Here is a 12,679-nt window from a genome sequence, read left to right as displayed (position 1 = left end):
CGCGCAGCGATTTTGTTCAACTTGAATTTGTTTAATGGTTGAATTTCTGAAAGGCGGTGAAGCAATTATGCAGTTTGTTCGAGGTAATTACTCGGTGCAGTTATAAAATCTGGTAACAGGTTGCATCGAGGTCAAAAACTTATGTTATCAGGTAACTGCACCCTATCGTAAAACATAAATAACAATACGAAAAGGAGTAGTTATACAATGAATAAAGAACAGTTATTAAATGAATGGTTGGAAGAAGAAAAGGTTGCACATATTCATGGGTGGGATTTTTCTCATATACATGGAAAATACGAAGAAGAAAACGATTTACCTTGGGATTATAGTAAAATTATTCGTCACTATTTATTGCCTGAAATGAAACTATTAGACATTGATACAGGTGGTGGAGAGTTCCTTCTTTCATTAAAACACCCTCTTTGTCATTTGAGTGCAACAGAAGCATACTCACCCAATGTCGAATTATGCAAAGAAAAATTACTTCCACTGGGGGTAGATTTTAGGGAAGCCGATGGACTTACAAAACTTCCTTTTAATAACGAAACATTTGATATTGTAATAAATCGTCATGGAGCTTTCAACGAAAATGAAATATGGCGAGTATTAAAACCCAAAGGAATTTTTATTACGCAACAGGTAGGGGCAGAAAATGATAGGGAACTTGTTGAGCTATTATTAAACGAAATACCACCATTACCATTTCCTAAGCAATATTTGCATAAAGTACAACAAGCATTTGAAAAAAAGGGGTTTACAACCCTTGAAGCAGAAGAAGTGTATCGTCCAATTAAATTTTGGAATGTAGGTGCTCTCGTTTGGTTTGCACATATTATTGAATGGGAATTCCCTAATTTTGATGTAAAGAAGTGTTTGTTAAACTTATACCATGCTCAGGAAGTGTTAGAAAAGAATGGTGTAATAGAAGGCAGAATACATAGATTTCTTTATGTGGCCCAAAAATAATTTTATTATATCTTGACAACTTTCAGTTTGTAGAATTCAAAAATTTAATATGAAATGTGAGATAGAGCGTATGGAAATACTAATCTATACGTTCTATCTTAAATTCTTCATACTTGTTTCTCCCAGTCACCAATTCGTTCTCTGTACAGTTTCCAATCCTTTTTCGTAGGTTCCATATTCTTCCTCCACTTTATAGTTCATACTTCTTCACATAAGATTCTCACATCAGTCTCACTAATCCCACTTTTGTTTTGAGACCAATGAAACTAACCACTACATTTCTTTTAAAATATACTTTCCCTTTCCTTTTCCTTCTACAGGAATTACGATGTTCAATACTTGCATAACCTCTATTGCTTTGCCTGCTTTATAATCACCATATCCAAGTTTTTTTTTACTTCCTTACGACCAAAAATCTGATTCATGTCAAAAGCCTCAACAATTTCTTTCATATTTTCCGAAATGGTAGGAGCCAAAATCTTATTGCAGACTGCATCGTCAATAACTTGAAACAGTGGTTTTTTATCAACCAAACCGTGGTTTTTTATCAGTTAAAGTACTGTTTCTGATTGTTGTCTGGAGCATAAAAGCATTCAGTCTATATTCAGGATCTTGTAAACCTACCGCTTCTAACTCTTTGCACATACGGTCAACACCCTCGCCATATTCCTTTACAAAGCTATATGCTTTCAAAAATTCTGCAATCTTTGGATTCCTAGAAAAATATGTATGTCAGATATTGTCTGTTTTCACAAGTCCCGGTAACTTTCCACAACAATCCTATCATCAAACATTTTTATCTGAATATCAGTTCCTCTAATACTGTAATCTCGATGTGTAACAGCATTTACAATAATTTCCTGTCGGACAAACTTCGGATATTCTTCTTCTGTTACAAATAACCCATCCTCGCCCAGATAAGTTTTTTCCTTAATTTGTGTATCTGGGTATGCAACTGCATCTGTTATCATCTTCAGTATATTTCCTTCAAAAATGACATCCTTGATAACATTCATCTGTGTCCCGACACGTTCTTCTGTCCCTTCATAACGAATAAAACGTACACGTGCTCTTGGGAAATATAACTGCGGATTTTTACCGAATAACAATATTGCCGCAGAACTTATCTGCACTTTCCCATTTTTTCTTTTATAAATCCTTTATTTTCCCTCAAATATTCCATTGCTGTCTTGGAATAGCCGATTTGAGCAATATATTTTTCTACAAAAGCTAAATCAATATCCTCTATATCAGCTTCCGGAACCGGTTTATCTTCAAAAAATCGTTCTCCTTTATCATACATCAACTGCATTCGTTCTTCAAAAGCGAGCTTTTTTGATTTATTTCCAACACGCATAAACACTTCATCTGCCTGATTCGCATGTACTTCCATACTTGGTTCAATATGCATAAGAAGAACATGATTCTCTCTTCCTTTAAAATCAATACACTGGACTTTTTCTATTTCTACTTTCACAGTCGGAACACAAAAATCAAACGGTACCCGAAGAAGTTCATTCAACTTTTAGATGTCATAATCGACACCTTCTATCCTGCGTGTCTTGTCAGATATTCCAATGGCAACTGTGCCACCATCAGCATTTGCAAATGCAATAATTGGTATTGCCAATACTTTGGGAGCAATATTGACACTTTTCCTGTCAAATACCTGCATTTCTTCGACTGCCAATACTTCTTCTATCGTCATTTTACCGCTCCTCTCCATTCACGTCTTTTACCTTTAACTATAACTATTTTTCATGCTTATCGCAATACATATTATACTCACTTCTTGATTCCGCATTATATATTTCTAAAATCATTTCACCCCGGCAGACTATCCCGGACACACAGTGCCCCCGAGGATGTCAAGTCATTGCTACAAACTTTTTTGGCTTTTCCTCTTGAAAAAGTCTGTAAAACCGTTGTTTTCTTTGTTTTTCTCAGAGGAGGATGTTATATTGTTGTCATAAAATCGTACTGCGGATGTTACACTATTGCTACCCAAAACGCTTCCTATGCAAATTCCTTTCCTGACAAAAGTTTTTGCATAGGAAGCTTTTTTCATCATTCCTGTGAACCTATCTGTGTTTTAACCTGATCTGCTTCATTTAGTATTTTCAACTGGTATTCGGCGATTTCTTTCAAGATAGCAAATCTTTCCTGTCTGCACTTTCCTTCTCTAATCATATGTGCATTGTGAGTCTCCATGTTTGAAAGAACCGTCAATTCATTAATTGTCGCAAAATCACGAGCATTATTCTTCTTCGCAAGTTCAGGATTAGATTCACGCCATGCCTTTGCAGTAAAACCAAACAGTGCAACATTCAAAATATCTGCCTCATCTGCATATGCAAGCCATTCTAAATTTGTCCGGTAATTTCCACTCGGTATAATATAATTCTTAACCGCATCTGTCTGTATCAGATAATTATTTTTTGATAAAAATCTTTTTGCGTCCCACTCTATTTTTTTCTGGTTATTTTCATTTTCCTTTAATCTTTGAAATTCTTTAATCAAATACAACTTAAATACCGGGCTGATTGCAGAAGCAAACTCGAATGCGATATCTTTATGTGCAAATGTACCTCCATAGCGACCTCTTTTTACATACATCCCTTTTGCATTTGTCTTTTCTATCCATTCAGAAACACTAGGTGTAAATGTTAATAATCCAGCCTGTTTTTTAAAGTGTTCAGATTCGAACACTTTAAATTCCGGATTATAAATTTCTTCCCATGTACATAGAAATTCCAACGTCATCCTATTCCTCAACCAATTTCTTATAACATCCGCTGCTCTTGAATCTCCACCTTTCGCGGCCGCCATATCCGTAATACAGATATAATCATCAAAATCCTCACTGGCAACTGTAATTAAAATATCCTGTACTTTAATAATTTTATTCTTTATCACTTTTCTCTCACCTTTAGAATCCAAAAACATTTGCAGAATCCTTTTCTCTTTCATATTTTTATAGTTCTTGTCATACCATCATAATTCCCTCTAAAATAATTCCTGCTATCAGACTAATCAATATTCCCCCTAGTATTGTACATATCACAATTCCCATTATGGGATGTCTTATTTCCCATTTTTTCATTTTTTCGTATATCCTCTGCTCCAAAGCACTTTCCTGATCCCAAAATAAAGGTGTCTGTAAGCTATTTGAATCTAGCTTCTTTTCACCTGCTATTGTACCGCCCGAATACAGACATAACCTTTGATAATAGACAAGTATTCTGAACATTTGTCTTTTTCTGGCACTTTCCAGATTCTCATCCAAAATATCTATGCCATCATACATGTAATCCATATTTCTCCTTTAAAATTGTTTTATTCCAAACAACTCTGCATATTTCATCAGACGTTTATACTGTTGCTCACTCTCTTTTACATAATCCATGATTTCAAATGAATTTTCTGGCTCTAAACGCCGTATATCACAAAGGCTCCGTTCAACATCATAGATATTATAACTACCAAATTCTGTCTCTCTTTTTCTCTGACCAATTTGAAAATTTCGTCCAGAAAAATAATGCCGCCTCGTCGGAAAATTCATTTTTAATATACTACGGTCTGTTCGCTCTGTCGCAACCGATAAATACTCTGGTTCCTTTGTACTAACCTTCTGATAATAAAGAGAACTGTCCATACAAATAACAGCCTTTGGATTGCTAAGACATACTTCAATACATTTATAGTCTTGAGGCTTCTTACATTGCCCACCGGATAGCCAATAATGTCCATGTGTCACATTCTCCAAATATCCTTCTTTAACCAAAACAGCGATCTGGCGGTTTGAAAAACCTTCTTCCAGAATTTCTCGTGTTTCCACATATCCTTTATACTTTTTATATAGCATTTCCAATCTGATATATGTATTTGTTCTCATAAACAACTTCCTTTTTTGCATTTTTTGTTACACATATTATTGCATTTTTGTTTACACATGTCAATTCATTTTTATGCAAATCAGATTTTTCTTACACATAATCGTATATACCTACTCTCCTCACCCCGGCAGACTATCCCGGACACACAGTGCCCCCGAGGATGTCAAGTCATTGCTACAAAAAATATGCGGCTTTTTTGCCACAAAAATGGCTTAAAACCGCATATTTCTGTATAGAGGACGTTATATAATTGTCACAAAGTAACTGGGGAGGATGTTACGTCATTGTCACAAAATTCTTTCAGTATCATTCCCATCAATTCCTGTACAATGCTTTCTGATTTAATTCTTATCAGATTATCCCATGCGTCCACTTTGCCTAACAAATTCATTCCACCATGCCAAACTAATTCTTGATCTATAATCGCAAAACACTCTGTATCTTCATCTACCATGATTACCTGAATTCCAGTTTCTTTCATTTTTTCTATCAAAATCAGATAAAAATCTGTATTCCCATAGCATCTATTTTCTGGCTTTGTTAGAATTACACTTACTTTTACTCCTGCTTCCTGTCTTGGCTTCAGAATCTGAATAAAACGTTCTATTTTATCCGCAGTAATTGTCGGGCTTGAAATAAATGACATTGGTGTTCATATAGTTCATAATTCCGATAAAAGCCAGAATCAACACAATCCCAATTCCCACTTGTGGCATATACAGCTGTTTATCAACTTCACGATTTTTGTTAATGAAATATGAAATCTGGACTTTTGCTCTCTGCAGTTTCTTTGTCCATTCCGCAACCAGAATCCCGAACTGTCACACATACAACATTTTCTTTCACTTCCGATATAAAACATTAAACTCTCTGGGAAGAATTGGAACTTCCTCTCCGTTTACATATGCCGCCATCTCATCCATATCCACAGGCTTTACCATGTAGTCATCAACGCCGGAATAAAATCCCTTTCTCTTTGATTCAAGATCATCTAATGCTGTAATAAACAATTTGCCATACTCCAGTCCTCTGTATATCTCTCTTTAAAGTATAGAAAATTAGTATTTAAATGTCTCTATTCTAAAACATCCCGGCATATTATATAAGACTGATACGATTTTTTCATCGCCGTTCTGTCTCTGCTCACATACCCATTTACCAACATGGAAAGTCCCTGCTTCTTTTGTGAGAAAGTCTACTCTCCTATGATCCCCGGGTTTCGTATGGAAACGGATACTGCACATCATTCCTATGATCAGAAACGTATTTTCATCCAGTTCAAAGACGACTCCTGCGGCTGCCGGTGCACCGTCTGTCCTCGGGAGATACTGTATTTCTATATCATAGTTCTTAAACTTCAGATAGCATCCCTGCTCTCCATCTGACTGTTTCAGGAAACACTTCATATGTTCTGTCCCACGGTATTTCAAGTACAGCGGTCTGATCTCTTCCAGCAGCCGGTACACCTCGCCCAATGTCTCTTTAGTCCCACTCAGATTAAAGGAAAGCGGATCCAGTTTCAGAGCGTCTATCACTTCTGCCGGAAGATCCGAAGGCTGGTCTGCCCACAGATCTTCCACTCCAAAAGGCGCATAGCATAACGCATGAAAATGCAGGAATGCATAAAGGGCATAGGAAGCTGTAACCGCATCTTTCCGCACTTCGGGGATTAAAAGCGGATTATCCGGCCGGCTGTACGTCTTCATGATGTCAGAGACATATGGCACATAGATGTCCGGACCGATGGTAAAAAGTGAAGGCGCCGCTGCTTTCCATACCCACAGCATATCCTCTACCGGTCCTCCGGACGGATAGGAACCCGGATACCACGGAAACTGCTTCAGCCATACGTTCGTAAGGCAGGGAAGCGGATGTTTCTCCCTTCCAGCAGATGCAATCTGCTCCAAAGCGCTTGCGAAGCACCATGCAGAGAAAACTTCCTCCGCGTCATCACCAAAGGCTTCTTTTCATGTAGCGCGTTCTTTCTCTGTCTGCTCTGGAAGGAGCATTTCCGGCACGGATCCGCCAAACACTTCTTCTGCCTGCGCACAATAATCTCTTTCTGTTCCCAGCAGCCCTACTTCATTTTCCACCTGTACCATGATAACCGCAGAATTCTCATCTGTTTCTCTGATATGTTCCATCAGGCGCGAAAAAGCATTGACATCTTTCTCCACCGCCGCTGTGCACAATGGTGAGATTGTATTCAATCTCTCGCCGCCATACAATTCCACACGGAAATATGTCTCACTGTTTTTCTTCATCCATACCGGCACGTAAGCGGACTCTGCGTTCTTCCAGAGACCGAACCAGAGCAGGATCAATTTCTTTTTATATTTGTCCGCCTGCTTTATAAGCGCATCCACAAGGGTGAAATCAAACTTTCCTTCTTCCGACTCCAGCGTTTCCCAATACACCGGCACGATCAGCGTATTCAGATTACTCTGCTCCATCTTCTCCCAGATTTCTATTTCCATCCTTTCCGGATCATACGCAGCGGAATTATGTACCTCGCCTGCAAATGCCTGAAAGGGTTAACCGTCTACATATAATGTTGAAATTCCGTTGTCATTTCTTATCTCTGCCATGTGCTTCATTCCATTATTTCCCTTTCTTTAGAAAAGAATCTTAGTACGGGCAAGCCAAAGGCGTATTCCACTTATAAGCGCAGAAATCCCAACTGCGATCGCAAATGCTCCTGCCACGATATTCATGATTCCTGAACTTTTCACTGTATGATACATTTTTTCTTCCATATACCTACCTGTTTCATCTACATCCTATTATCACATTTACTCGTTACCCTAACCATCAATCTGCCAGCCTGATTCTCTTTATCATAATCAGCAGATGACGCACTGCCTGTTCCAATTCTTCTCTCGTCACTCTGCCTTCTTCGTATCCTTTTAATATCTGGCGGATTACCGGAGGACCGCCGGGCATTACGATATCGTTTCCTGCCGCAACAGCGTCCGCGCCGTCCACAACCATATCCATATCTCCCCAATCCGTTACAACAGCCCCTTCAAATCCCCATTCCTCACGCAGGATCTGTGTGCACAGGTCATGGCTGCCGCCGGAAAATGACCCGTTGATCTTATTGAAGGAGGTCATGATGCATGCGATCCCGGCATCTTTGACTAACATCTCGAACGGCTTTAAATACTGTTCTCTAAGTGCCCTTTCTGTCAGGATTGAGTCCACTGCATCTACATTTTTCCCTGCATTTCCGCGGCGGAATGTCTCCTGTTCATTTGCCGCGAAGTGCTTCGGGCACACAATAACCGGACGGTCATTCTGTACGCCTTTTGTGATCTCGCAGGCACAGACTCCCGTCAGGTACGGGTCTTCAGAAAAATATTCAAAATTTCTTCCGCACAGCGGATTCCTGTGGAGATTCACAGCAGGAGCAAGCCAGACATTTACCTGCTGTTCTTCACATTCTTTTCCTACTGCATCCCCGAACATCTGCCACATTTTTTTGTCAAAGGAGCACGCAATGAGCATTTCTGTCGGCCAGGCAATACCGCCGATCCCGGCAGGGCCGTCCTTATAAAAAATGGATTTGATCCCTTTTTCCGCAATCGCCGGGGAAACATATCCCGGATATCCTGTCGGATGGCTGTTTATCGTCAGCGGATTCCCATCTGCGTCAAAAATTGCAGACGGGTCAGTACGGTCACCCACAGCCGCAAATGGGGTGCCCGGTCCATAACCCACACAGAGAGAAGCGAGTTCTTCGATGGACAGTTCCGGCAGACTTTGCTGCGCTTCTTTTTCAGCCTGTATACTCTCCCCTCCTGCAAGAATATCCTCTTCCGTTACAGAAATTACCTCCGTCTCGGTCACGCCTCCATCAGGTTTTTTCTCATATACGTCTTCCGGCTGACACCCTGTGCAGTCTTTCTGTGTCAGGAACGAAAGCTTTCCTCTGTTGCATCCCGAGATAGTCAGACGGTTCGCACACTGTTCTGTAAGGACTGTATCCCGCAGGCATACCATTCCCACCGTAAAGGTGTCTCTTGATGATTTTCCCATCTTCAGGAGATAATCGCCTGACTCGATGACCCAAGCGGCTCTTTCCTCATCATAAACCGCCAGTTCTCTCCATGGGATCCAGATCTTAACCTGCTCTTTTTCACCCGGAGCGAGGTCAGACGTTTTCTCGAATCCTTTCAATTCCTGATAAGGACGCTCCACGCCCTCTGCTGGATATACCTTAGACAGATAAATCTGGATTACCTCTTTCCCCGACATTTCCCCAATATTTTTCACATCGGCTGTCACCAGAATACCGCCGTTTTGCTTCTTGACCAATGCATCGCTGATCGCAAATGCAGTGTAAGATAGTCCATAACCAAAGGGGTAAAGCACCTGTTTTCCGAATGTATCGAAATAACGATATCCAGTATAAATATCTTCCCAATACACGGTTACCGGACTCTTCGTAAAACCTGTACTTCCGTTTTCTTCTGACGAAAGACCGTAACTCTCATAGTCCAGAATATTCTCCAGATGCTCCTTATCCCATGAGAAATGATCTGCCGACGGATAATCTTCATAGTGTTCCGCTATAGTCACCGCCAGTTTCCCGGAAGGATTAATCTCCCCTGTCAAAATGCCAGCCAGCGCAGAAGCCCCTTCTTCCCCCGGGATTCCAATAAACAGAAGGCTTTTTATGCTCGCATATTTTTTCACCCACGACAGATCAATCAGTCCGTTTACATTCAGGACTATCACTACATTAGCAAAATGGGTACAAATATCCTTTAACAGGCTTTCTTCTGATCTGGTCAGGTAATAATCCTCCGGCAGATGACGGTCACACTCTTCTCCGCCGGAGTTTCTGCCGATCACGAAGATTGCTGTGTCTGTTTTTTCCGCCGCCTGAAAGATAAGTGTCTCCGGCACATCATATTCATCAAGCGGAGCCTTGTATTTTCCGAATATTTCGTACATGATTCCGCTGTTTACCATTTCGCTGACCTTCGTCCAGTCAAACTCATCCTCTTCCGTTACCTGTTCTGCACTTGCTTTATACTCATAAAATCCTTTCAGCTGCGATTCAGGTTTTATCCCTCTCTTTTCACATTCTTCCAGAATTGTGCCGCACCCGGCTATATTAGCACCACCGGATCCATTTCCGGAATACAAAGTGCCTATCTGTGTCCTTCCGAAAAATGCAATCTCTTTCTTCTCTTTTAAAGGGAGTATATGGTTCGCATTTTTAAGCAGAACAATCGATTCTTCTGCTATTTTTCTGGCAATCTTTTTTTTATCCATTTTTTATCCTCTCCTGTTTTCTCATTTCCTGCCGAACCTGACAGCCGGCCTGCTGTAAATCTAACGGATTTATAGTCTTACTTCCCGTGCTTTCGCATAAAATGCCCTTTCCACTCCATTGATCCATTTATCTTCTGTGATTCGGTATGTTCCTTTTAACCGGATATTCTCAGAAGAACTTCCAATTTCTGCATCTATATCCCCTTTTTCCACCTTCCAGCGCATCTGCCTGTCAAGAAAGGCTGACTGATCCGCCTGCACTGTAAATGTCACTCGTACTTTCTCCTCCGGCTCCATATGGATCCGCTTAAATCCGGCAAGCTCTTTCACCGGACGTGTCATACTTGCGAATCTGTCCCTGAGATAAAGCTGTACTACCTCATCCCCGGCACAGTTTCCTGCATTCTTTACCACACAGCTGATCTGTACCGATTCTTCTGCTCCAATCTCTGCTGCCGATATATGAATTTCTGAATACTCAAACCGTGTATAAGACAATCCATGCCCGAAGCAATATCGCGGTGTATGGGGAAGATCCACATAGTTGACAAATCCGATACTCTCCTGCTGGTGCCATGCAGAACCGTTCGGGTGATTATAATAAATTGGAATCTGTCCGGCGTGATATGCCACGGATACCGGCAGCTTACCGCCCGGGTTATATGCACCCAGCAGGACATCCGCCACAGCCTGCGCTCCCGTTTCCGCTGGGTTCCAGGCTTCTATGATGGCATCCAGATATTGGTCTGCTGTGTCACTGGAGATTGGTCTTCCATCAAAATGAACCCCAATCAAAGGCTTACCACATGCAGCGGCAGCCTGAATAAATGCATCCTGACATTCCGGCAGATTGATGTCGGCAGCGTCCACACCTTCGCCCATGGTCGCCATAGAGCATGTGCCGTGCTTTCCTCCCAGAGTCAGGATCACAGCATCTGCTTCCCTGACTGCCTGCAGCGCTTCTTCAAATCTGCCCTGATCCTTTCCGGCAACCGGATACCCGTATGCATACAGAATCTCCGTGTCTGTCATCCGCTCCTTCAGTTCTTCTAACAGGCTTCTGCAGTCCGGCTTCTGCAGGCGCAGGATATCATCAAAAAGCTCCGCTTCGTCTGACTGGATCTTTGTACCTGGGACATAATTCACCGGCTCACCATTTGGCAGCATTGCTCCGCTGATCTGCCCGGACTCCGGGCTGCCCTCTACCCCTGCGATGGAGCTTGCAACAGCGTAGACCGACTCCATCATGCACAGATGGGTATATCCGCCGAAGAACTTACGGGCACAGTCTACATGAGGTCCAATCAGGGCAAGCTTCTTTATCTTACCTGACAAAGGAAGTATCCCGTTGTTTTTCAGGAGTACCATGGACTCTCTTGCTGACCGGAGAGATAACTCCGCCCCCTCTTTCTCTTCAAAAATCTTTTGACAGGACTCACCATCCATGGCGAACGGATGCTCAAACAGACTCATGCGGAACTTGGCTTCCAACACCCGCAGAACGGTTCGGTCCAACAGTTCTGTATCCGCCTGTCCGCTTCGGAACATTTCTTTGAGTTCCTCACCATAACCGGTCGCTTTCGGCATCTCTATGTCCATCCCTGCTTCCATGGCAAGAAGCCCTGTTTCTCCGATAGTCTCCCCGATCCGCTGGACTTCGTGGGCATTGTTAATGCCGCCGTAGTCGCTGACACACAGACCGTCAAACCCCATCTTTTCTCTGAGAATTTCCGTGAGCAGCCTGTGTGAAACGGAAGCCGGTTCCCCGTCAATGGAATTATAGCAGGGCATCACTCCTTTCAGCCCGGATTCAGAAATCGCAGACTGGAAAGGCTTGCCGTATATTTCTTCCATGAGGCGGGACGGCGTATCGCTGTTTGTCCCGTGGATACCACCCTGTGAATTGTGAAATCCGAGAAAATGCTTGGCCACACTTTCCGGTCTTCTGCCGCCTGCCTCTGTTGTCTGGATTCCTTTCGTATATGCCGTTCCCAGAGCTGCCGCCAAAGCCGGGTCTTCTCCGTAGGTCTCTCCCTGTCTTCCCATGCGGGAATCCCTCGAAATATCCAGCACTGGTGCCAGAATGTGAGTGATGCCGCAGGCTGCTTCCTGTTTTGCCACCACTTTGGCTATCTTCTCTTCCAGCTCCGGATCCCATCCTGAGCCTCTGGCGATTCCGGAGGGGAAACTGGTTCCTTCCTGAATAAATGCTCCGCACAGTCCCTCCATATGAAAGATTGCCGGGATATGATGAGGGCTTTGTCTCATCACAGTCTCCTGCATCTTCCTCTGCCATCCAGCGGCCTCTTCCAGCGTGCCTATCCTGCGCATTTCCAGAGTACTCACCTGTCCAATCCCGTAAGGCATCTCCAAAGCCTGCTGTTCCATATCATCATAGCTGTCGCCAAATGGGAAAATGCAGCCAAGCTGCGCCATCTTCTCGTCTAAAGTCATTTCTTCGAGAAGTGCCCGTGCCCGTTCAGCCGGGGTTCTCTCGGTGTCTGTATATTTTACCTTCTGCTGTACCATTT

16 protein-coding genes are annotated in these 12,679 nt (G+C 42.3%); 1 reads left to right on the top strand and 15 read right to left on the bottom strand.

Going from position 1 to position 12,679, the window contains the following annotated elements:
* The first annotated feature begins 207 nt into the window (after window positions 1-207).
* Window positions 208-969: a class I SAM-dependent methyltransferase gene (locus tag PGZ10_RS14315; RefSeq protein ID WP_055247629.1), complete on the top strand. Its 762-nt coding sequence runs from the start codon at window positions 208-210 to the stop codon at window positions 967-969.
* A 350-nt stretch (window positions 970-1,319) separates the two neighbouring features.
* Here PGZ10_RS14315 and PGZ10_RS14310 read toward each other — a convergent pair whose 3' ends face one another.
* The 15 genes from PGZ10_RS14310 to PGZ10_RS14240 all read right to left on the bottom strand — a co-directional run bounded on the left by PGZ10_RS14310 (window position 1,320) and on the right by PGZ10_RS14240 (window position 12,677).
* Entirely contained in the window at window positions 1,320-1,502 is a 183-nt protein-coding gene (locus tag PGZ10_RS14310) for a hypothetical protein (RefSeq protein ID WP_082438309.1), read from the bottom strand.
* The gene (locus PGZ10_RS16880; protein WP_242860797.1) at window positions 1,495-1,662 is read right to left on the bottom strand and encodes a hypothetical protein; all 168 of its coding nucleotides are present in this window, start codon (window positions 1,660-1,662) and stop codon (window positions 1,495-1,497) included. The genes PGZ10_RS14310 and PGZ10_RS16880 overlap by 8 nt, the downstream gene beginning before the upstream one ends.
* 56 nt (window positions 1,663-1,718) lie before the next feature.
* The gene (locus tag PGZ10_RS14300) at window positions 1,719-2,102 is read right to left on the bottom strand and encodes a hypothetical protein (protein WP_008369911.1); all 384 of its coding nucleotides are present in this window, start codon (window positions 2,100-2,102) and stop codon (window positions 1,719-1,721) included.
* Entirely contained in the window at window positions 2,093-2,491 is a 399-nt protein-coding gene (locus tag PGZ10_RS14295) for a hypothetical protein (RefSeq protein ID WP_242860796.1), read from the bottom strand. The genes PGZ10_RS14300 and PGZ10_RS14295 overlap by 10 nt, the downstream gene beginning before the upstream one ends.
* Window positions 2,492-2,494: 3 nt before the next feature.
* Window positions 2,495-2,677, bottom strand: coding sequence for an AlbA family DNA-binding domain-containing protein (locus PGZ10_RS14290; protein WP_242856302.1), 183 nt, complete (start codon window positions 2,675-2,677; stop codon window positions 2,495-2,497).
* Between the two features lie 359 nt (window positions 2,678-3,036).
* A complete protein-coding gene (locus tag PGZ10_RS14285; RefSeq protein WP_055262332.1) occupies window positions 3,037-3,882 on the bottom strand; it encodes a KilA-N domain-containing protein in 846 nt (281 codons plus the stop codon).
* A 73-nt stretch (window positions 3,883-3,955) separates the two neighbouring features.
* Window positions 3,956-4,285 (bottom strand): hypothetical protein, encoded by a 330-nt coding sequence (locus PGZ10_RS14280; RefSeq protein WP_156337639.1) that lies wholly within the window; start codon window positions 4,283-4,285, stop codon window positions 3,956-3,958.
* Window positions 4,286-4,294: 9 nt separating this feature from the next.
* Entirely contained in the window at window positions 4,295-4,864 is a 570-nt protein-coding gene (locus PGZ10_RS14275) for a type IV toxin-antitoxin system AbiEi family antitoxin domain-containing protein (protein ID WP_008369904.1), read from the bottom strand.
* A gap of 254 nt (window positions 4,865-5,118) precedes the next feature.
* Window positions 5,119-5,511 carry a hypothetical protein gene (locus tag PGZ10_RS14270; protein WP_204576149.1) on the bottom strand — a complete coding sequence of 131 codons (393 nt, stop codon included), beginning with the start codon at window positions 5,509-5,511 and terminating at the stop codon, window positions 5,119-5,121.
* Window positions 5,512-5,707: 196 nt separating this feature from the next.
* Complete coding sequence (locus PGZ10_RS14265; RefSeq protein ID WP_008369901.1) at window positions 5,708-5,875, bottom strand: hypothetical protein; 168 nt, start codon at window positions 5,873-5,875, stop codon at window positions 5,708-5,710.
* 48 nt (window positions 5,876-5,923) lie between these two features.
* Window positions 5,924-6,772, bottom strand: a complete 849-nt coding sequence (locus tag PGZ10_RS14260) for a DUF5597 domain-containing protein (RefSeq protein WP_270541690.1) — start codon at window positions 6,770-6,772, stop codon at window positions 5,924-5,926.
* 60 nt (window positions 6,773-6,832) lie between these two features.
* Complete coding sequence (locus PGZ10_RS14255) at window positions 6,833-7,342, bottom strand: beta-galactosidase (RefSeq protein ID WP_442872547.1); 510 nt, start codon at window positions 7,340-7,342, stop codon at window positions 6,833-6,835.
* A gap of 138 nt (window positions 7,343-7,480) precedes the next feature.
* A complete protein-coding gene (locus tag PGZ10_RS14250) occupies window positions 7,481-7,621 on the bottom strand; it encodes a hypothetical protein (protein ID WP_006859593.1) in 141 nt (46 codons plus the stop codon).
* Between the two features lie 55 nt (window positions 7,622-7,676).
* Window positions 7,677-10,148: a glycoside hydrolase family 3 protein gene (locus tag PGZ10_RS14245; RefSeq protein WP_195488397.1), complete on the bottom strand. Its 2,472-nt coding sequence runs from the start codon at window positions 10,146-10,148 to the stop codon at window positions 7,677-7,679.
* Window positions 10,149-10,217: 69 nt separating this feature from the next.
* Window positions 10,218-12,677 carry a glycoside hydrolase family 3 N-terminal domain-containing protein gene (locus PGZ10_RS14240; RefSeq protein ID WP_270541689.1) on the bottom strand — a complete coding sequence of 820 codons (2,460 nt, stop codon included), beginning with the start codon at window positions 12,675-12,677 and terminating at the stop codon, window positions 10,218-10,220.
* Window positions 12,678-12,679: the final 2 nt, after the last annotated feature.

This window comes from Coprococcus sp. AF102-57 (assembly GCF_027686195.1).
GTDB classification, from domain to species: domain Bacteria; phylum Bacillota; class Clostridia; order Lachnospirales; family Lachnospiraceae; genus Allocoprococcus; species Allocoprococcus comes.
Note: the sequence above shows the minus strand (reverse complement) of the source record. Positions and strands in the feature narration are given on the sequence as shown.